Source organism: Streptomyces subrutilus, from assembly GCF_001746425.1.
Lineage (GTDB): Bacteria > Actinomycetota > Actinomycetes > Streptomycetales > Streptomycetaceae > Streptomyces > Streptomyces subrutilus_A.
Map to the genome: position 1 here is coordinate 4,555,354 of NZ_MEHK01000001.1, position 19,465 is coordinate 4,574,818.

General features: G+C 71.7%; 21 protein-coding genes and 1 pseudogene. 7 read left to right on the forward strand and 15 right to left on the reverse strand.

Going from position 1 to position 19,465, the window contains the following annotated elements:
• Positions 1-3 precede the first annotated feature (3 nt).
• The 4 genes from BGK67_RS21595 to BGK67_RS21610 form a co-directional block, all read right to left on the reverse strand.
• Positions 4-759, reverse strand: a complete 756-nt coding sequence (locus BGK67_RS21595; RefSeq protein WP_069924019.1) for a TetR family transcriptional regulator — start codon at positions 757-759, stop codon at positions 4-6.
• An 11-nt stretch (positions 760-770) separates the two neighbouring features.
• Positions 771-1,199: a thiol-disulfide oxidoreductase DCC family protein gene (locus BGK67_RS21600; RefSeq protein WP_244291284.1), complete on the reverse strand. Its 429-nt coding sequence runs from the start codon at positions 1,197-1,199 to the stop codon at positions 771-773.
• Between the two features lie 3 nt (positions 1,200-1,202).
• Complete coding sequence (locus tag BGK67_RS21605) at positions 1,203-1,607, reverse strand: hypothetical protein (protein ID WP_069921615.1); 405 nt, start codon at positions 1,605-1,607, stop codon at positions 1,203-1,205.
• A 166-nt stretch (positions 1,608-1,773) separates the two neighbouring features.
• A complete protein-coding gene (locus BGK67_RS21610) occupies positions 1,774-2,505 on the reverse strand; it encodes a hotdog fold domain-containing protein (protein ID WP_069921616.1) in 732 nt (243 codons plus the stop codon).
• Between the two features lie 90 nt (positions 2,506-2,595).
• Here BGK67_RS21610 and BGK67_RS21615 point away from each other — a divergent pair, with 90 nt between their 5' ends.
• On the forward strand, positions 2,596-2,970 hold the full coding sequence (locus BGK67_RS21615; protein WP_069921617.1) for a VOC family protein: 375 nt from the start codon (positions 2,596-2,598) through the stop codon (positions 2,968-2,970).
• Positions 2,971-3,034: 64 nt separating this feature from the next.
• Here the strand turns inward: BGK67_RS21615 and BGK67_RS21620 are convergent, their stop codons facing one another.
• The 8 genes from BGK67_RS21620 to BGK67_RS21655 form a co-directional block, all read right to left on the reverse strand.
• Complete coding sequence (locus BGK67_RS21620) at positions 3,035-3,211, reverse strand: N-acetylmuramoyl-L-alanine amidase (protein ID WP_069921618.1); 177 nt, start codon at positions 3,209-3,211, stop codon at positions 3,035-3,037.
• Positions 3,212-3,381: 170 nt separating this feature from the next.
• On the reverse strand, positions 3,382-4,146 hold the full coding sequence (locus tag BGK67_RS21625; protein ID WP_069921619.1) for an alpha/beta fold hydrolase: 765 nt from the start codon (positions 4,144-4,146) through the stop codon (positions 3,382-3,384).
• 92 nt (positions 4,147-4,238) lie between these two features.
• A complete protein-coding gene (locus tag BGK67_RS21630) occupies positions 4,239-4,778 on the reverse strand; it encodes a hypothetical protein (protein WP_069921620.1) in 540 nt (179 codons plus the stop codon).
• Positions 4,779-4,910: 132 nt separating this feature from the next.
• Positions 4,911-5,678 (reverse strand): succinate dehydrogenase iron-sulfur subunit, encoded by a 768-nt coding sequence (locus BGK67_RS21635; RefSeq protein WP_069921621.1) that lies wholly within the window; start codon positions 5,676-5,678, stop codon positions 4,911-4,913.
• Positions 5,678-7,432: a succinate dehydrogenase flavoprotein subunit gene (sdhA, locus tag BGK67_RS21640; RefSeq protein ID WP_069921622.1), complete on the reverse strand. Its 1,755-nt coding sequence runs from the start codon at positions 7,430-7,432 to the stop codon at positions 5,678-5,680. The genes BGK67_RS21635 and sdhA overlap by 1 nt, the downstream gene beginning before the upstream one ends.
• A gap of 23 nt (positions 7,433-7,455) precedes the next feature.
• The gene (locus tag BGK67_RS21645; protein WP_069921623.1) at positions 7,456-7,947 is read right to left on the reverse strand and encodes a succinate dehydrogenase hydrophobic membrane anchor subunit; all 492 of its coding nucleotides are present in this window, start codon (positions 7,945-7,947) and stop codon (positions 7,456-7,458) included.
• Between the two features lie 5 nt (positions 7,948-7,952).
• Positions 7,953-8,333 carry a succinate dehydrogenase, cytochrome b556 subunit gene (sdhC, locus tag BGK67_RS21650; protein WP_079154311.1) on the reverse strand — a complete coding sequence of 127 codons (381 nt, stop codon included), beginning with the start codon at positions 8,331-8,333 and terminating at the stop codon, positions 7,953-7,955.
• Between the two features lie 152 nt (positions 8,334-8,485).
• Positions 8,486-9,088, reverse strand: coding sequence for a 2-oxo-4-hydroxy-4-carboxy-5-ureidoimidazoline decarboxylase (locus BGK67_RS21655; protein WP_069921625.1), 603 nt, complete (start codon positions 9,086-9,088; stop codon positions 8,486-8,488).
• 357 nt (positions 9,089-9,445) lie between these two features.
• On the opposite strand from BGK67_RS21655, the gene BGK67_RS21660 reads away from it, so the two are divergent.
• Both BGK67_RS21660 and BGK67_RS37660 read left to right on the forward strand, forming a co-directional pair.
• A complete protein-coding gene (locus BGK67_RS21660; protein ID WP_069921626.1) occupies positions 9,446-10,210 on the forward strand; it encodes an RNA polymerase sigma factor in 765 nt (254 codons plus the stop codon).
• The gene (locus BGK67_RS37660) at positions 10,210-11,307 is read left to right on the forward strand and encodes a hypothetical protein (protein ID WP_069921627.1); all 1,098 of its coding nucleotides are present in this window, start codon (positions 10,210-10,212) and stop codon (positions 11,305-11,307) included. Before BGK67_RS21660 ends, BGK67_RS37660 begins: the two co-directional genes overlap by 1 nt.
• 173 nt (positions 11,308-11,480) lie before the next feature.
• Here the strand turns inward: BGK67_RS37660 and BGK67_RS21670 are convergent, their stop codons facing one another.
• Positions 11,481-12,359 carry a L,D-transpeptidase family protein gene (locus BGK67_RS21670; protein ID WP_069921628.1) on the reverse strand — a complete coding sequence of 293 codons (879 nt, stop codon included), beginning with the start codon at positions 12,357-12,359 and terminating at the stop codon, positions 11,481-11,483.
• A gap of 172 nt (positions 12,360-12,531) precedes the next feature.
• Here BGK67_RS21670 and BGK67_RS21675 point away from each other — a divergent pair, with 172 nt between their 5' ends.
• Both BGK67_RS21675 and leuE read left to right on the forward strand, forming a co-directional pair.
• The gene (locus BGK67_RS21675; RefSeq protein WP_069921629.1) at positions 12,532-14,115 is read left to right on the forward strand and encodes an acyl-CoA mutase large subunit family protein; all 1,584 of its coding nucleotides are present in this window, start codon (positions 12,532-12,534) and stop codon (positions 14,113-14,115) included.
• 44 nt (positions 14,116-14,159) lie between these two features.
• Complete coding sequence (gene leuE / locus BGK67_RS21680) at positions 14,160-14,810, forward strand: leucine efflux protein LeuE (RefSeq protein ID WP_069921630.1); 651 nt, start codon at positions 14,160-14,162, stop codon at positions 14,808-14,810.
• Positions 14,811-14,829: 19 nt separating this feature from the next.
• On the opposite strand, the gene BGK67_RS21685 is transcribed toward leuE, so the two are convergent.
• Both BGK67_RS21685 and BGK67_RS21690 read right to left on the reverse strand, forming a co-directional pair.
• Positions 14,830-16,164, reverse strand: a complete 1,335-nt coding sequence (locus BGK67_RS21685; RefSeq protein WP_069921631.1) for a polysialyltransferase family glycosyltransferase — start codon at positions 16,162-16,164, stop codon at positions 14,830-14,832.
• Positions 16,164-17,147, reverse strand: coding sequence for a glycosyltransferase family 2 protein (locus BGK67_RS21690; protein WP_069921632.1), 984 nt, complete (start codon positions 17,145-17,147; stop codon positions 16,164-16,166). The genes BGK67_RS21685 and BGK67_RS21690 overlap by 1 nt, the downstream gene beginning before the upstream one ends.
• Positions 17,148-17,323: 176 nt before the next feature.
• On the opposite strand from BGK67_RS21690, the gene BGK67_RS21695 reads away from it, so the two are divergent.
• Together BGK67_RS21695 and BGK67_RS21700 are read left to right on the forward strand one after the other, a co-directional pair.
• Positions 17,324-18,625 carry a DUF6716 putative glycosyltransferase gene (locus BGK67_RS21695; RefSeq protein ID WP_069921633.1) on the forward strand — a complete coding sequence of 434 codons (1,302 nt, stop codon included), beginning with the start codon at positions 17,324-17,326 and terminating at the stop codon, positions 18,623-18,625.
• Positions 18,622-19,329, forward strand: a pseudogene (locus BGK67_RS21700) (cytidylyltransferase domain-containing protein); the annotation flags it as partial. The gene BGK67_RS21695 and the pseudogene BGK67_RS21700, both read left to right, overlap by 4 nt.
• Positions 19,330-19,465: the final 136 nt, after the last annotated feature.

Sequence of the window (19,465 nt, forward strand, 5' to 3'; positions counted from 1 at the left end):
CCCCTATGCGGACTTCGGGTCCGCGTGGTCCGGCTCCGGGTCGGGATCCGAGGCCCGCTCGCGGGCACCCGCCGTGGCCGTCTGCGCCATGCCGGGCAGGAAGTCCGCGAACAGTTCGTGCACTTCGCGCACCAGCGGCCGCAGCACCCGGAACCGGGCCAGTACGATGCCCCGCGTCGTCAGCTGCGCGCCGCGCTCGGCGAGTCGCCGCGTCTTCTCGCTGTTCGGCGACCGGTCGAAGACCCAGTAGAGGACCAGGCCCATCTGCGAGAGCCACATCAGCTCCGGCAGCACGTCGGCCAGCTCGGCCGGCACCTTGGTCTTCGCCCCCGCGAGCACCTCGCGGTGGATGTCGATCGCCGCTTGCCGGGCGTCCTCGGACTCCGGCGAGAACGGGCTGAGCGGGCTTTCCGGGTCCGCCGCGTTCTTGAAGAACTGCGAGGCGAACTCGTGGTACGGGGCCGCGATGTCCATCCAGCTCGTCAGCACGCCCGCGAGCCGCTTCTGCAGATCGGTCTCGTTGTCCAGGATGGGCCGGACCGCCGCCTGGTGCGCGGCGCCGATCCGGTCGTAGAACCCCTGGACGAGGTGTTCCTTCGACTCGAAGTAGTAATAGGCGTTGCCGACCGAGACACCGGCCTCCTTCGCGATACCCCGCATCGTCGTCTTGTCGAAGCCGCGCTCCTGGAAGAGACGGAGCGCGGTTTCGAGGATGAGCGTGCGGGTCTGCTCGCTCTTGGGAGCCTTCTGATCAGTCACGGTGCACGAGCCTATCGGGGGACGGAGCACTGGTCGTCACAGGCCGGGTCCTGCGCCCCCTGCGGGGGACCCCCGGTCCGTACCGCCGCCCGCCACTTCGACGCGGTGTGCATGGCGGCCCGGGCGAAGGGCCGCCCGGCGGGCGTGGCGAGCCAGTTGGCCTTCGGCCGGTGCTCGACCAGCGCCCACAGGCACACGATGAAGGCGTCGGTCCCGGTCCACACCTGCCCGGAGTCCCCGATCACGGTGATCTCCTTGAGCGTCGACTCGTGGTCGAGCTTCGGGAACCGGCGCCGCGCCTCGAAGGACGCGGCGGGGAGGAGCCGCAGCGGTACGAGCCATCGCTGTGCGAGCAGCCAGTGCCTGATGTGCACGCAGAGCGGGCAGTTCGCGTCGTAGAGCACCGTCAGGTGGCGCACCGCCGACCCGGGCGGGGCCACCGGTCAGGCCCCGGCCGGAGCGGTCCACCCCTGCGGGGTGACCGGCGGCGTCTGCTGGCGCTCCATGATGCCCCGGCGGCGCATCTTGTTCAGGACCCAGACGTTGCCGAGGTGCATGACGCCGAGGACCAGCAGGACGACGCCGAGCTTGACCGAGAGCGCCTCGAAGAGGTCGCGCGCCTGGACTATGTCCTCGCCCGAGCGGAGGTAGAGGGTCACGAAGCCGATGTTCACGAGGTAGAAGCCGACCACGAGGAGCTGGTTGACGGCGTCCGCGAGCTTCTCGTTCCCCTGGAGGACGTCGCCGATGAAGACGCGGCCGTTGCGGCTGAGCGTACGGGCGACCCAGACGGTGAGCCCGATGCTGATGAGCAGGTAGATAACGTACGCGACCACGGTGAGGTCCATTGCCTCAGCCCCCTTGAACGTGTTCAACTTGCTGGCAGGCATGACTGTAGACCCTTTTTTGAACAGGTTCAAGCGAATGGGTGTGCCCGTGCCGCGGCACGCGAAAGCCGCGTCCCGCACCTTCATGGCGGGACGCGGCTCGAAGCCCGGTGGCGGAGTCGGCGCTCTACGCGTCCCGGCGCGGCTGGACCCACAGGGCCTCGGCGTAGGCGCACAGGTCGCCCGCCGCCGTGGCCAGGGCCGTGCCGACCGTGTACTTGCGGCCCTCCGAGCCGAGCAGCCAGGAGTACGTGACGAGGCCCTCGCCGACCGGGACCGGCCGCAGCAGCCGCGCGGTCAGCGCGGCCGTGACGGAGCCGGCCGGGCGCCCGCCCAGCAGGCGCCCGGCCGCGTTCCCGGGGCAGTCCAGCGAGCCCCACACCAGCTCCGGCGGCAACAGGCCGTCGGTGCCGGCGAGTTCGGGGGAGGGGGTCCAGGCGGTGGCGACCAGGCCCGGGTCGCCGCCCGGCACCCGTCCGCAGTGCTGGCGCAGTCCCGTGGCGGGCGTACGGTCCAGGCCGCAGCCGAAGCAGTCCGTCGAGCCGTCCGGCGGGGCCGCCCGGTAGGCCTCGGCCGCGGCCGAGGCCGCCGCCCAGGAGGGTGCGTCGGGCACGTCCGTATGCAGGTCGGTGGGTGTCGCCGCCGCCAACAGCAGCTCGCCGGAGGTGAGTTCGACGCCGCCGTCGGCCGTTCCGGCCAGCAGGACCGGCGCCCCGGTCGGCACCGGCCGGCGGAAGTCCACCCGTACGGTCTTCGCGGCGGCCCGCCCGGCGAGGACGCCCGCCACGTAGCCGCCGAAGGCGACGCCCGGGTATCCGCAGAGGTGGTCCGGCACCGTGATCGTCTCGAAGTCGGTCATGGACCCACTCCACCACAGACCCGCTCCGGCGCCCCAGGTCCTCTCCAATCCGGTGGACAGGCCGGGGAACCCTGTCCGATAGTCCGCCGTATGACTTCTCTCGTACGACACCTCACCTTCGACTGCTCCGACGCCTACGCCCTGGGGCAGTTCTGGGCCGGCGTGCTGGACGGCAAGATCTCCGACGAGGACTTCCCGGGCGACCCGGAGGCGCTGGTCACGGCGCCCGGTTCGGCCCTGCTGTTCGTGACGGTCCCGGACGCCAAAATCGTGAAGAACCGGGTGCACATGGACCTCCAGCCGCAGGACCGCACGCGCGACGAGGAGGTGGAACGCATCCTCGCCCTCGGCGCCACCGTCGTCGGCGACCACCGCAACCCCGACGGCACGGGCTGGGTGACGCTCGCCGACCCCGAGGGCAACGAGTTCTGTGTGGAACGAAGCGCGGCCGAGCGGGGGAAGTGACCCGGCCCCCAAAAACGCCTGTGCCGGCCGGAAGCCAGCCGGCGCAGGGTGTGTCGGGCCGGGCTCAGAACCCGTAGAAGCCGGCCACGTCGGCGATGAGGTCGACCGATCCCGCGTTGTTGTAGAAGCTGACCTTCCCGTTCACGACGGGCACGACGACGAGGTTCGGAATCGTCTGCCCCGCCGTGAAGTCCAGGTTCGCGGCAGTCGTACGGACCGTGCCGTCGGGGAAGACCGACACCTGGCTGCCCCGTCAGAACAGTGGGAACGGGGCGTCTTGCAGGCGCCGAGCCGTTGGCATGAACCCCCCAGGGTGATGTGCGACGAGCGATGATCGCACACCCGTCCGAGGCCGGTAGGAGGGGCGTCAGCGGCGGACAGCGGCACCCGTGCGGCCCGTGGACGTGCCGGTCACCGCACCGGGCGGAGGAACTCCAGCAGCAGGTCCGTGGTCGCGGCCGGGCGTTCCAGTGAGGGCAGGTGGCCCGCCCAGGGGAGCTCCAGGTGGCGGGCGCCCGGGACGAGGTCCGGGAGTTCGGCGGCGACGCGGCGGAAGTCGGGGAGGTCGTGGGCGCCGCCGACGGCGAGGGTCGGGGCGGTGATCGCGGCGAAGTCGACGTCCGGTTCGGGGAGTTCGTGGTCGTCGGCGGGGGCCGGGGAGTTCTGGAAGTTCCGCAGCTGCATGGCCCGTACGAGGGTGTGCGCGGACTCGTCGGCGTCCGGGCCGAGCCAGGTGCGGGCGTTCAGCTCGGCCGCGCCGTCCAGGTCCCCGGCCTCCAGCAGCGCGTCCTCGGCGGCGCCGAACTCCTTCACCTCGGGGCTGTCGGGCCGGTGCCCCGGGCGGCCCGCGCACAGCAGGGCCAGCCGGGTCACCCGCTCCGGGTGCAGCGCGGCGACCGTCAGGGCGACCCGCCCGCCGTACGAGGCCCCGACGACCGCGGCTCGCTCGATGCCGAGCCGGTCCATCAGCGCGACGACGTCGCCGTGGTCGCTGTACGGCTCCCGCGCCGCGGGGGAGTCCCCGCAGGTCCGGAAGTCGAGCCGGACCACCCGCAGCCCGGCGTCGCCGAGCGGCCCGCACTGCGCGTCCCACATCCGCCGGTCGCAGACGGAAGAGTGCAGCAGCACGACGGCGGGCGCTTCAGCGGCCCCTGACACCTCGAAGGAAACAGTCATCCGGAGATCATCGCGGCCCCCGGCCGTGCCCGCCAGTGCGTTTCGCGGGCTCGCGGCCCCGGAGGCCGGACCCCGACCTGCCGGACGGTTCCTCAGATGCTGAGCGACCGGGCGAAGTTGAGCTGCGACATCACCCACGGATAGGTGTTCTGGTCCTGCGCCGGGATCATCGTGGAGTGGTGGCGGCCCCCGCTCGTCACGGTGATCTGGATGTAGCCCGTGGTCTTCTTCTCCTTCATCAGGAGGAACAGCAGGCCGAGCAGGCAGAACAGGAAGAAGATGACGGCCAGGATGATCGCGTGGGTCGGGATCTTCTCCTCGGTGCGCGAGAAGTCCGTCGCGTTCCACATCGCGCCCCGCAGCGGCATCGTGCCCGACGGGGTGATGATCTGGTCGCCCGCGATGGTGATGTCGCCGAGGGACATGCCGGCGCCGCCGCCGGTGGGCGCGGGGACGGGCGCCGGGAACCCGGCGCCCATGGTCGGCTGGTAGGCCGGGGCCGCCGGGTAGGGCTGCGGGTAGCCGTAACCGGCCTCGCCGGGGCCCCACGTGTAGTCGCCCTGGCCGGGCTGGCCCGGCCGGCCGGCCTGGCCCGGATCGCCTGCGTACGGATTCGGCTGCTGCTCGCTCATGGGGCCGATCCTTCCACAGCGGACACCAACCCTGAACCCCGTAACCAGATAGGTCCGGGCACGCACGAGGCCCCGCACCCGGAGCAACTCCGGGTGCGGGGCCTCGTGTACGGCGGCCTGCGGCTCAGGGCGTCAGAAGCGGCGCGTGATCAGCGCACGCTTGACCTCCTGGATCGCCTTGGTGACCTCGATGCCGCGCGGGCACGCGTCGGTGCAGTTGAACGTCGTGCGGCAACGCCACACGCCGTCCTTGTCGTTGAGGATCTCCAGGCGCTGCTCGCCCGCCTCGTCACGGCTGTCGAAGATGAAGCGGTGTGCGTTCACGATCGCAGCCGGGCCGAAGTACTGGCCGTCGTTCCAGAACACCGGGCACGAGGACGTGCACGCGGCGCACAGGATGCACTTCGTCGTGTCGTCGAACCGCTCGCGGTCCTCCGCCGACTGCAGGCGCTCACGCGTCGGCTCGTTGCCCGTGGTGACCAGGAACGGCATGACGTCGCGGTACGCCTGGAAGAAGGGCTCCATGTCGACTACGAGGTCCTTCATCACCGTGAGGCCCTTGATGGCCTCGACGGTGATCGGCTTCTCCGGGTTGATGTCCTTGATCAGCGTCTTGCAGGCGAGCCTGTTCTTGCCGTTGATCCGCATCGCGTCGGAGCCGCAGATGCCGTGCGCACACGAGCGGCGGAAGGTCAGCGTGCCGTCGAGGTCCCACTTGATCTTGTGGAGACCGTCGAGCACGCGCTCCTTCGGGTCGATCTCGATCTGGAAGTCCTGCCACTGCGCCTCGTCCGAGATCTCGGGGTTGTAGCGGCGGATCCGGAACGTGACCGTGATGTACGGCGAGGCCGCGGCCGCGGCCTCCATCTCGTCCGTCTTGGACAGGGTGGGGGTGGCCATCAGTACTTACGCTCCATCGGCTGGTAGCGGGTGACGACGACGGGCTTGTAGTCCAGCCGGACGGAGTCCTTGCCGTCGGCGCCGACCTCGCGGTACGCCATGGTGTGGCGCATGAAGTTGACGTCGTCGCGGTTCGGGTAGTCCTCGCGGTAGTGACCGCCGCGGGACTCCTTGCGCGCCAGCGCGGACACGGCCATGACCTCGGCCAGGTCGAGCAGGTTGCCCAGCTCGATGGCCTCCAGCAGGTCCGTGTTGAAGCGCTTGCCCTTGTCCTGGACGGACACGTTCCTGTAGCGCTCGCGCAGCTCGGCGATCTTCTCGACCGCCGTCTTGATGGTCTGCTCCGTACGGAACACCATCACGCACGCGTCCATCGTCTCCTGGAGCTCCAGACGCAGGTCGGCGACCCGCTCGCTGCCCGTGGAGTTGCGCAGCTGCTCGACCAGGTCGACCACCTGCTGCGCCGGGTTCTCCGGCAGCTCGACGTAGTCGTTGGCCTGCGCGTACGCGGCCGCCGCGATGCCCGAGCGCTTGCCGAAGACGTTGATGTCCAGCAGCGAATTGGTGCCCAGGCGGTTCGCGCCGTGCACCGACACGCACGCGACCTCGCCGGCCGCGTACAGGCCGGGGACGACGGTGGTGTTGTCCGCCAGGACCTCGCCCTCGACGTTGGTCGGGATGCCGCCCATGGCGTAGTGCGCGGTGGGCTGGATCGGGATCGGGTCCGTGTACGGCTCGATGCCCAGGTAGGTGCGCGCGAACTCGGTGATGTCCGGGAGCTTCGCGTCGAGCTGCTCCGGCGGCAGGTGCGTCAGGTCCAGGTACACGTGGTCGCCGGCCGGACCGCAGCCGCGGCCCTCACGGATCTCGGTGTAGATGGAGCGCGAGACGACGTCACGGGACGCGAGGTCCTTCATGACCGGCGCGTACTTCTCCATGAAGCGCTCGCCGTCCTTGTTGCGGAGGATGCCGCCCTCACCGCGGGCGCCCTCCGTCAGCAGGATGCCCATGCGCCAGATGCCCGTCGGGTGGAACTGGAAGAACTCCATGTCCTCGAGCGGCAGGCCGCGGCGGTAGCAGGCCGCCTGGCCGTCACCCGTGAGGGTGTGCGCGTTGGAGGTCACCTTGAAGAACTTGCCGGTGCCGCCGGAGGCGTAGATGACGGCCTTGGCCTGGAACACGTGGATCTCGCCGGTGGCGAGCTCGTACGCGACCACGCCGGCCGACTTCTTGACGCCGTCCTCCTCGACCAGGAGCTGGTCCAGGACGTAGAACTCGTTGAAGAACTCCACGCCCTCCTTGACGCAGTTCTGGTACAGCGTCTGGAGGATCATGTGGCCGGTGCGGTCCGCGGCGTAGCAGGACCGGCGGACCGGGGCCTCGCCGTGGTTGCGCGAGTGGCCGCCGAAGCGGCGCTGGTCGATGGTGCCGTCCGGGGTGCGGTTGAACGGCAGGCCCATCTTCTCCAGGTCGAGGACCGCGTCGATGGCCTCCTTCGCCAGGATCTCGGCGGCGTCCTGGTCGACCAGGTAGTCACCGCCCTTGACCGTGTCGAAGGTGTGCCACTCCCAGTTGTCCTCTTCCACGTTGGCCAGCGCGGCGGCCATGCCGCCCTGCGCGGCGCCCGTGTGGGAGCGGGTGGGGTAGAGCTTCGTCAGCACGGCGGTGCGGCTGCGCTTCGTCGCCTCGATGGCGGCGCGCATGCCCGCGCCGCCCGCGCCGACGATGACGGTGTCGTACTTGTGGATCTTCATTGGTTTCGCCTCAGCCCCGTTGCCTAGCGGATGTTCGGGTCGAAGGTGAAGATCACCAGCGTGCCCAGAAGGATGGTGAACACCGTGGCGGTGTAGAGCAGGCCCTTCAGCCACAGCCGCGTGTTGGCGCGCTCCGCGTAGTCGTTGATGACGGTACGCAGGCCGTTCGCGCCGTGCAGCATGGCCAGCCACAGCATCAGCAGGTCCCAGATCTGCCAGAACGGGGAAGCCCAGCGGCCCGCCACGAAGGCGAAGCCGATCTTGGAGACGCCGCCGTCGAGCACCAGCTGGATCAGCAGGTGGCCGATGACGAGGACGACGAGCACGACGCCCGAGAGGCGCATGAAGAGCCACGCGGCCATCTCGAAGTTCCCGCGGGTCGAGCGCGGGGTCTTGCCCGTGCGCTTGCGGGGGGCCTCGATGTAGGGCGCCGGGTTGTCGACGTCGTAGAGGCTCACGCCCGATACGGAGCCGTCGTCGCCGATGACCTTGGCGGAAGAAGTGTCAGAAGACATGCGTGTCACTTCCCGAACAGTTCAAGGTAGGCGTGGCTGAGGACGGGGTAGATGGCCCCGATCATCAGCGCGATCCAGATGCCCACGACGTACCAGAGCATCTGCTTCTGGTAGCGCGGGCCCTTGGACCAGAAGTCCACTGCGATGACACGGAGACCGTTGAGCGCGTGGAACAGGATTGCGGCGACGAGGCCGTACTCCAGCAGCGCGACGATCGGCGTCTTGTAGGTAGCCACGACATCGTCGTACGCCTCGGGGGAGACGCGGACGAGTGCGGTGTCGAGGACGTGTACGAACAGGAAGAAGAAGATGAGGACGCCGGTGACTCGATGAGCCACCCAGGACCACATTCCTTCCCGGCCGCGGTACAACGTTCCAGCCGGCACGGAAAACCCTCCGGAAGCGGGGCGGGGGCCAGCCGGCTTCTTTGTCGGTCGGGCCCGGCCGGGTACGGTCCTCCGGCCCCGGACATCGTAGCGACGCTTTGTCGGTTCCTTCGCGCGGGGGCCACCGGTGTGATCAAACAGGCTCGGACGGACTATCCGACAGGGGCGAATAGCCCCATTTCCGCCCCAGTCAGGCCATCGGCAGACGTCAGCCAATGTGTCAGGTCGCACAGCCGGGCCTGCGCGAGGCGGCGCAGCTCGTCGGCGGAGAGGGAGCGCTCCTCGTCCACGTCGTGCCCCATCCGGCGGCGGATCGCCGCCAGCAGCTGGTCCGCCTGCTCCTCCGGAGTGCGCCCTTCCAGGCAGATCACGAAGGCGTGGCCGAACTTGCGCTCGTACTCGGCGTGGCCCGCGTCGAGGGCCAGTACGGCGGCGTACGAGGCCCCGGGCTCCAGTTCCGCCGAGGGTTCGGCGGCCAGCGCCTCCGCCAGGTCCGCGTGCGAGAGGTCGTACGACGCCTCGTCCGCGGCGGCGAGCAGTGCCTCGGAATCGGGGTAGGGGCGGTGTTCGGCGACGCGGTGGGCCCAGCGCCGGCTGCCGCAGCAGTGCATCAGGGCCGCCTCGGCCGCCTCGGGGGACAGGGCGTTGAAGCGCGCCAGGCCGGAGCGGGAGGGGCCGGAGCTGCCGCGGGCCTGTGCCGGAAGGTGGCTGGACAGCGGGGGGCTCCTCGGGGCGTGGTGCGGGTGTCCTGCCACGCTATCGACGCCGGGTGGGGTGTGTCGTACGCATTCGGGGAATTCACCCGGAAGTGAGCCGAAAGGATGACGGGAGCATCATGGAGGCGTACCGAAGGGGGGCCGGGAGGCGGAGACGGCCCGGGGAGGGGAGGGCGGCCGAGGCCGCCACCCCCCACAGGAGAGGCCCCGGCCACCATCCGTCACGGGCTCGTGCGACAAGCCCGTATCCCTGTCAGCGCCCTGAGTGCGTTTTGTGTCACACCTCGCTCCGCGCAGGGATGGTTGCTCGTTGTACAACGCGTGGACGAAGGTGCTTGAAAGCCGTAACGTGCTGATTTGCGCCAGACGTACAGGACAGTGAACGGGTTGGGGACTTTGCTGGGGGACGACGCGGAGCTGACCGCGGCGGTGCTCGCGGCACAGGACGGCGAAGAGAACGCGTTCCGTGCTGTGTACCGCGCCGTGCACCCACGCCTGCTCGGATACGTACGCACGCTCGTCGGCGACGGCGACGCGGAGGACGTGACCTCCGAGGCCTGGCTGCAGATCGCCCGCGACCTGGGCTCCTTCACCGGTGACGCCGACCGCTTCCGCGGCTGGGCCGCCCGCATCGCCCGCAACCGGGCCCTGGACCACATACGCATGCGCGGCCGCCGCCCCGCCATAGGCGGGGACGACACCGAGCTCACCGGCTGGGCCGCCGACTGCGACACGGCGGGCGCCGCGATGGAGGCCCTCTCCACCGGCAGCGCCATGGCGCTCATCGCACAGCTGCCCCAGGACCAGGCGGAGGCCGTGGTCCTGCGGGTCGTCGTCGGCCTGGACGCCAAGAGCGCGGCCGAGACCCTCGGCAAGCGGCCCGGCGCCGTACGGACCGCCGCCCACCGGGGTCTGAAGAAGCTGGCCGAGCTGCTCGGCCCGGAGGGCGCGGAGGGCGGCTTCGAGCCGGACTCGGACCGCGGCGGGGACCGGGGCTCGGATCCGGGCGCCCGCGTCCGCCATAATGCCGGTGGCCAGGCACGGGGCGGCAGGGGCGGGAGGGATCTCGACGCCGTACCCGCGCAGCGCGGCCACGGCGGGGGCCTCGTAGAACAAACCGGTGTGACGCATTCACGTTGGCGGACGCAGAAGGACATGTGATGGCCGACGAGCGCGACAGGTGGCTGGACGAAGCCGCCGCCGACAGACTGCTGCGCGGCGAACCGGTGGAACCCGTGGGTCCGGCCGCCGATCCGCGCGCCCGGCGCGAAGCCGCCCGGCTGCGGGCCGCCCTCGACAGCCTCACCCCGCCCGCTCCGACGGCCGGTGAACTGCCCGGTGAGGACGCGGCCGTGGCCGCCTTCCGCGCCGCGCACAGCGCCGGCGCTCCCGCGACCGCCGTACCCGCCTCCCCCGTATCCGCCGCTGCCGGTCCCTCCTCCGCCGAGCGCTGCGCCGCGACGGCCGCTGCCGGCCCGGCCCGCTCCGGCGAGCCGCTGGTCGCCCTCGGCCACGCCGCCGGCCTGCACGTGCCCGGGCCCCGGCGTTCCCGGGCGGTGCGGTTCGGCCTCGCGGCGGCCCTGGCGAGCGTCGCGGTCGGCGGCCTCGCCGCGGCGGCGGCCGCCGGCCTGCTGGACCGGCCCGTGCGCGACACCGCCGGTCCGGGACCCGCGGTGTCGGTGAGCGCCGACGGGGACCCGGCCCAGGGCGACGGCAGCGGGGGCTCGACGCTCGACCCGCAGCTGCGGCCCACCCCCCTGCGGGACGGCGCCGGCCCCACCGCGTCTGCGGGCACCCCGCACCCGCCCGGCACGGAGGGGTTCACGGAATCCGGCGGCGACACGCGCGGCGAGGGCTCGTCCGGCACGTCCGCCGTCGGCGGCACGGGCACCGGCCCGGGCCCGGACGGCAAGGACGACAAGGACGGCCGGGACGACGACGGCACGTTCCGTACGGACGGCCTCCCGGACGGCTCCGGCGGCGAGACCACGAGCCGGGACCGCGACCGCGACCGGGAGAACCAGCGCCGGGCCGTGGACCTGTGCCACGACTACCGGGCCGGACACCTCAATGACGACCGCCGCGAGCGGCTGTCCCGCCTGGCCAAGGGCCTGTCGCGCATTCCGTACTACTGCGAGGCCCTGCTGGACGGGGTCGTCCACGACGACGGGCGCACGAACAGCCCGAGCGCGCCGGCGGACAGCGGCGCGATCGGCAGGATGCTCAGGGATCCGTCCCCGGTCACGTCCCGCCTGTAACACTTTTCGAACCGGCGACGCAGTACACAACGAGCCGACTGGTCATCGGCCGCGCATGAGCCGGGGTTCCCCCCGTACCCCTGGGCTCTGCGCAACCGGCGCGGGCGGGGCACGTTCCCCCGGCCCTGCCCGCGCCTCTGACATTCGGACCAGGCCGCCCGCGCGCTCCGGCATCACCAGTAGACGACGACCTTGTCGCCGACCTGCATCTGGCCGAAGACGGAGGCCAGCTTGCCCTTGTCCCGGACGTTCACGCAGCCGTGCGAGGCGCCGGCGTAGCCGCGGGCCGCGAAGTCGGCCGAGTAGTGCACCGCCTGGCCGCCGCTGAAGAACATCGAGTACGGCATGGCCGTGTGGTAGAGGGTGGACGTCCACTCCTTCTCCTTGCGGTCCACCTTGAAGACGCCCTCGCGGGTCGGGGTGTTCTCCGAACCGAAGCGCACGTCCATGGTGGAGACGATCTTGCCGTCGATCATGAAGGCGAGGGTGCGGCTCTCCTTGCTGATGCACATCACCCGGCCCTCCATGCAGCGCGGGTCGGGCGCGTCGGCCTCGTTGACCGTCGGCGGGCGCAGCTCGTCCGCGGTGGGCTTCTTCGTGGCGTTCTGGATCTTCTTCCAGGTGGCCTCGTCGACCGAACCGGTGGGGTTCAGCCCGTTCTTCGACTGGTAGGACTTCACGGCCGCGGTGGTCTTGGTCCCGTAGAAGCCGGTCGGCGCGACCGACATCAGCTTGAGCTGCTTCAGGCGGGCCTGGAGCTCGCGCACCTGCTCGCTGTCGTCACCGTTGGCCATGACCTGCTTCACCGTCGGCGAGGGGGAGGCGGACGGGGACGCCGAGGCGGACGCGGAGGCGGAGGCCGACGGGGACGGCGAGGCCGGCTTGTCGTCGGTCGAGGGGGAGGATTCGGGGGAGGTGCCCGCCGTGGGCGAAGAGGGGGCCGAGGGAGCGGAGCCCGCGGACTCCGACTTCTGCGGCCCACAGGCGGTCGCGGCGAGCGCGACGGCGGTGGCCACCCCGAGCGTGCGGATTATGACTCTCTGGCGGTGCATCAGCAGTCCCCCGATTTCTACGTTGTGTATCTAGGTGATGCCTCGCACGCGTGGAGAGTTGCGCTGGGTCCCGGGATGTTGCGCCATTGTGACCAGCAGCCGTCCGCGGTCTTACGAAGCGGGACGGTTGTACCAGTCCCGGGCCCGGTTGCTCTACGGAGGTCTTCGTCACATGGCACGCACGGAGAGCGGAATCCCGATCGAACCCGTCTACGGACCGGCCGATCTGACGGGGTGGATCCCGCGGGTCGAACTGGGCGAGCCGGGTGATTTCCCGTACACCAGGGGGATTTATCCCACCATGTACACCGGTCGGCCGTGGACCATGCGGCAGTACGCCGGCTTCGGCACGGCGGCCGAGTCCAACGCCCGCTACCGGCAGCTCATCGCAGGCGGCGGGACCGGGCTGTCCGTCGCCTTCGACCTGCCGACCCAGATGGGCCACGACTCCGACGCGCCCCTGGCGCACGGCGAGGTCGGCAAGGTCGGGGTGGCCGTGGACTCCCTCGACGACATGCGGGCGCTGTTCGACGGGATCCCCCTCGACCGGGTATCCACCTCCATGACCATCAACGCGCCCGCCGCGCTCCTCCTGCTGCTCTACCAACTGGTGGCGGAGGAACAGGGCATCTCGGGCGCCCAGCTGACGGGCACGGTTCAGAACGACGTGCTGAAGGAGTACATCGCCCGCGGGACGTACATCTTCCCGCCCGGGCCCTCGCTGCGCCTGACGGCCGACACCTTCCGCTACTGCCGGGCCGAGATCCCCCGGTGGAACACCATCTCCATCTCCGGCTACCACATGGCCGAAGCGGGGGCCTCGCCCGCGCAGGAGGTGGCCTTCACCCTCGCCGACGGCATCGCGTACGTCCGTACGGCGCTCGCGGCCGGGATGGCGGTGGACGAGTTCGCCCCCCGGCTGTCCTTCTTCTTCGTCGCCCGCACCACCCTGCTCGAGGAGGTCGCGAAGTTCCGCGCGGCCCGGCGGATCTGGGCCCGCGTCATGCGCGAGGAGTTCGGCGCGCGGGACCCGAAGTCGCTGATGCTGCGCTTCCACACCCAGACCGCCGGGGTCCAGCTCACGGCGCAGCAGCCGGAGCTGAACCTCGTACGGGTGGCCGTGCAGGCGCTGGCCGCCGTACTGGGCGGCACGCAGTCGCTGCACACCAACTCCTTCGACGAGGCGATCGCGCTGCCCACGGAGAAGTCGGCCCGCCTCGCGCTGCGCACCCAGCAGGTCCTCGCCTACGAGACGGACGTGCCGCACACCGTCGACCCCTTCGCCGGGTCGTACGCGGTGGAGCGGATGACGGACGACCTGGAGGCGGCCGCGCTTGACCTGATGGGGCAGGTCGAGGCCCGGGGCGGTGCGGTGGCCGCGATCGAGGCCGGGTTCCAGAAGGCGGAGATCGAGCGCAACGCCTACCGCATCGCCCGGGAGACCGACGGCGGGGAGCGGGTGGTGGTCGGCGTCAACCGCTTCGCCCTGGAGCAGGAGGAACGGTACGAGCCGCTGCGCGTGGACCCCGCGATCGAGGCGCGGCAGTGCGCGGCGCTGGAGCGGCTGCGCGCGGAGCGGGACGGGCAGGCGGTGGAGGCCGCGCTCGCGAGGCTGCGGGAGGCGGCCGCGCGGACGGGGGCGAACGTGCTGTACCCGATGAAGGAGGCGCTGCGGGCGCGGGCGACGGTGGGGGAGGTGTGCGGGGCGCTGCGGGAGGTGTGGGGCACCTACACCCCGGCGGACTCCACCTGGTGACACCGCCCTTCTGACAGGTGCGTCCCTATGGGACACTCCTGCGCATGCTGGGTGTGACAGATCTTCCGACGTATCTCGCCGGCCTGGTGCTGATCGTTCTGCTGCCGGGGCCGAACTCGCTCTACGTGCTGTCCGTCGCCGCGCGCCGCGGGGTGAAGGAGGGCTACAAGGCCGCCTGCGGGGTGTTCACCGGGGACACGGTGCTGATGGTGCTGACGGCGGCGGGCGCCGGGGCGCTGCTCCAGGCGAGCCCGCTGCTGTTCACCCTGGTGAAGTTCCTCGGCGCCGGGTACCTGGCGTGGCTGGCCGTGGGAATGATGCGGGCCGCGTGGGAGATGTGGCGCCACCGCGAGGCGCGGCAGGAGGAGATCCTGACCGGCGAGGAGCCGGCCGGCGGCCTGGAGCGGCCGTACCGGCGGGCGCTGGTGGTGAGCCTGTTCAACCCGAAGGCGATCCTGTTCCTGCTGTCCTTCTTCGTGCAGTTCGTGGACCCCGGCTACGCCTACCCCGCGCTGTCGTTCCTGCTGCTGGGGACGCTGTCCCAGCTGGCGAGCTTCCTGTACCTGTCGACGCTGATCTTCACCGGGACCCGGCTGTCCGCCGCGTTCCGCCGCCGCAAGCGGCTGTCGGCCGGGGCCACCTCGGCGGCGGGCGTGCTGTTCCTCGGGTTCGCGGCCAAGCTCGCCGTCGGCTGAGGCGTCTCGCCGGCGCCCCTCAGCGCAGGACGCGGCGCAGCCGCCGGGCCACGCGCCGCACCGCCCTGCTGCGCGGCAGGAAGGACAGCCGGGCGGGGATGCCGCCCGGCAGGCCCAGCGCGGTCAGCCGGCGCCGGGTGAAGTACCGCCAGGTGCGGTCGGTCAGGTGCCGGGACAGGTAGGCCTCGGCCATCGGCCGGCGGGCGGCGAGGATCTGCGGCTGCATGGTGAACCCGACCGCCGTCAGCAGCCCGGCCGGCTCGGCTCGGACCCGCTCGGGCGTCGGGGGAGTCCAGGTGCGCACGGCGTCCGCGTCGGCCAGGTCGGGGAGCAGGGCGTCCACCAGGGCCAGCGGGACGCGGTTGCTGTTGGGGTACGGGGTGAGGCGGGCCAGTATGGCGTCCGTGCCGGTCCGCGCCACCGGCAGCCCGTACAGCGTGGCGGCGGTCAGCAGGCCGGTGGAGAAACAGCCGACGACGAGGGCCGGGCGCAGCCGCTGGTAGAGGGTCTCGGCCAGGAACGGCGTGTCGATCACGGTCATCCGGGCGCCGATCCGCTCGGCCTCCTCCTCCGCGCGGCGGGAGTACGCGGCCGGGGCGCTGGGGTGCGGTTTGAAGACCAGCTCGGTGTGGCCGAGGGCGTGTGCGCCGCGGACCATCGAGACGTGCAGCTCCTCCTCCTGGTCGGGGGTCATCAGGTCGAGCGCCGAGAGGTACTGGCCGAGCAGGAGGGCGGGGGACTCCCCGACGGCGTCCAGGGCGGTGTCCGGCTGCGGGAGTTCCGCCAGCACCTTCAGGAACGCCTCCGACGGCACCAGCTCGACCCGTACCCCGAACTCGGTCAGGAGCAGCGGCTCCAGCCCGGGGACGAGGTCCAGGTGCAGGACGCGCCGCACGCGCATGCCGAGTTGCGGGTCGAGGCGGACGCGCGTGGGCCCGTAGCTCATCAGGCCGTCGGCGTAGACGTCGACGGCGGCGCCGGGGAAGATCCGGCACAGGGCCTGGGCGGGCGGCACCTGGAGGGACTCCACGATCAGTTCGACCCGGTCCCCGCCGAGGTCCCACAGGGCGCGCAGCTGCCGCTCCCAGAGCGGGACGTCCTCGGGGCGGGGGTTCCAGGTGCTCGGGTGCTGCGGTTCGATGACGCGGTTCCAGTCGAGGACCTCGTCGAAGCGGGGGCGCAGCGCGTCGAAGCCGGGCATGTCCGCGACCCCGGCGCTGACCTCGGCGGTGACGGCGTGGGTGCTGGTCAGCAGGATCCGGCGGGCGGAGGGCGGGAACACACCCGCGTCGACGCCGGCGGCGAGGGTGGCGGCTCCGTAGAGGGTGGAGGCCAGGAAGATCTGGGTGGGCATCAGGCGTTCGCCCCCCGGGCGGTCGTGCGGCGGCGGCCGCGCACGCGGCGCAGCAGGGTGGAGCGCTCCCCGTCCATCGAGTCCAGGACCAGGTCCAGGACGCCCTGGGGCATGCGGCCGAGTGCGGCCCTGCTCAGGAAGCGGAGTTTCCTGGCCACGTCCGGTTCGAACCTCTCGATGGATCCGAAATGATGCGCGATAATCGCGCAATAGGTTCGCACGGCTTTCGGGAGCAGCAGGTCGGATTCCACGTCCGCGGCGGTATCGGAGAGCACTTGATCAAAAGCGCGGATGAAATCGAGCTGCCGTTCGTCACCGATTTGCGTCAATGAGGTGGCGACCCCGCGCCGGTAGAAGATTCCGGGCATTCCGACCGCTGCGAAGGATTCCGCCTCCCGGTGCAGCCGCCAGATCCACGGCCGGTCCTCCGCCGTCCGCAGCCCGTGGGTGAAGTGCAGCAGCCCGCGGTCCAGCAGCCGCCGGTGGTACATCCCGGCCCAGGCGTACGGATAGTCCACCGAAGTGGCCCGGTCCGCGGGCAGGATCGCGGTGCGCGGATCGGCGACGACGGACTGCGGGCCGTAGGGGACGCGCTGCACGCTCCGCGTCCTGCCGGTGCACTTCACATGGTCGGTGCGGACGAAATCGCAGTTCAGGGCCTCGATGGCGGCCAGGGTCCGGGCCAGGTGGCCGGGGGCCAGCCAGTCGTCGCCGTCCAGGAAGGCGAGGTACTCGCCGTTCGCCGCGTCCAGGCCGGTGTTCCGCGCGGTGGCCAGGCCGCCGTTGCGCTCGTGTCTGAGGTGCACCGCCCCGGGCAGTTCGCGCGCCGCCCGCTCGAGCAGGTCGGGCGTCCCGTCCGTCGAGCAGTCGTCGACGAGCAGGAACTCGAAATCGTCCCGGGCGTTGAGTTCGAGACTCTTCAGGGCATCCGGTGCGTATGTCTGCACGTTGTAGAACGGCACGACAACAGAGAGCTTGGGCACCCGTGAGACATTAGGACGCCGCCCGGCATTCACTGTGACCCTGACGCGGATTCCACGTGAACGGCGCGCGGCGGGCGCGTTAACCCGGGCGCTTTCGTATTCCGTCGACGCGTTGTTAACCCGCTGTTGTGCGCTCGTTGGGCCGATCACCGAAATTGCGGAATAGCTTCTGCCGCGTGCCAGAACGCAAACGCGTCGCCGTTGTCGCCGATTCCGACACGCGATGGAAATGGGGCGCACTCACCGCCCGCCGTCTCGTGCCCGACCACCAGCTCGCCGGATTCCTGCTGCGCGGACGTGCCACGCCCACCGCGCGCCAGCTCGGCGAGGTGGGCGTCCAGGGCGACCGGCCGACCGAGGTGACCTGCGCGGAATTCCTGTCCGAGATCGGGCGGGAGCACTACGACGTGGTCGTCCTCGCCCTGGTCGGCGGGGCCGTCCAGGCCGTCCTGCACGGGGCCCGCGCCCTGTGGCCCGAGCCGGGGCGCCGCCCCGTCCTCGTCACGGGATACGTGGGCGTCGTGTACGAGAAGCTCGCCGACGGCCTGCTGCTGCGGCACGGCGCCGACCTCGTGCTGGCCAACTCCCGCCATGACGCGGAGCGGTTCCGGGCCGTGTACGAGGGGGTCGGCGCGGACGCCGGCGCCGTCACCGAGACGGCGCTGCCCTTCCTCGGCGGGGCCCCGTACGAGCCGGCCGGACCGCGGACCCGCACGGTCGTGTTCGCCGTCCAGCCCTCCGTGCCCGACAGCCGCGCCGACCGCGCCTACCTGCTGGAGCGGGCGGCCGCGCACGCCCGGCTGCACCCGGACCGCGAGGTGCTGATCAAGCTGCGCAGCCGCCCCGGGGAGCACACCACGCACCTGGAGGAGCAGCCCTACCAGCGGCTCGCAGCCAAGCTCCCCGGCGGGCTGCCGTCCAACTGCCGCCTCGTCTACGGGAACATGGGCGAGGTCCTGGACGGCACCGACCTGCTGGTCACCGTCTCCTCCACCGCCGCCCTGGAGTCGCTGAACCGCTCCATCCCGACGGCCGTCCTCACCGACCTCGGCATCCGCGAAGCCCTCGGCAACCACCACTTCCTGGGTTCCGGCTGCCTGGCCTCCTGGGACCAGCTCGACGCCGGGCTGCTCCCGCAGGGGGACCCGGACTGGCTGGCGGCGCAGGGGGTCACCGGAGGCGGGGACCCCTACGCCGGCGCCCGGGCGAAGATCGACGGACTGCTGGGCCGAGGCCGGCTCCCGGCGCCCGCGCCCTACTACACACTCACCACCGCCCCCCGGTACCTCCCCGGGATCCTCGCCCGGCAGCACCTCGCGCCCGACGGCACCCCGCTGCCCGGCGCGGTGCGCGAGACGGCGGGGCAGTCCCGCCTGCGCCGCAGGCTCCGCGCCCACCTGCGCGACGCCGCCCGCGGGGCCTACCGGCACGGAGTGCAGCGCGTGGCGCCCGTGATCCGCCGGATGGGGGAGCTGTGAGCCCCCGCTGCCTCGCCGTCATCCCGGCGCGCGGCGGCTCCAAGGGGGTCCCCGGCAAGAACCTCGCCGAGATCGCCGGCACCCCGCTCGTCGCCCGCGCCGTCCGGGCCTGCCTCACCGCGCCGACCGTCACCGACGTGGTCGTCTCCACCGACTCCGCGGCCATCGCCCGGGCCGCCCGCGCCGCGGGCGCCGGGGTGGTCACCCGCCCCGCCGCGATCTCCGGCGACACCGCCGGCAGCGAGGCCGCCCTCCTGCACGCCCTCGGCGCCTTCGAGGAACTGCACTCGGTCCGCGTGGACGTGGTCCTCCTCGTCCAGTGCACCAGCCCCTTCCTCGCCGCCTCCGACGTCGAGGCGGTCGCCTCGGCCGTCGCCTCCGGCGCCGCCGACTCGGCCCTGACCGTGGCCCCCTTCCACGGCTTCCTCTGGCGGGAGGACCCCGAGGGCTTCGGGACCGGGGTCAACCACGAGACGACGCACCGCCCCCGGCGCCAGGACCGGCCCCAGGACCTCTTGGAGACCGGCGCCGCCTACGCCATGGACGCCGCCGGCTTCCGCACCGCCCGCCACCGCTTCTTCGGACGCACGCTCCCCGTCGCCACCGACCCCGCCCGGGTCCTGGAGATCGACGACCCGCACGACCTGGAGCGCGCCCGCCTGCTCGCCCCCCTGCTCGACGTACGACCCGACCCGCAGCCCACACCCCACGCGGCACCCGACACACCCCACGCGTGTGACACATCCCACGCGGCACCCGACACACCCCGCGCCGCACCCGACACACCCCGCGCGTCTGACACATCCCACGCGGCACCCGACACACCCCGCGCCGCACCCG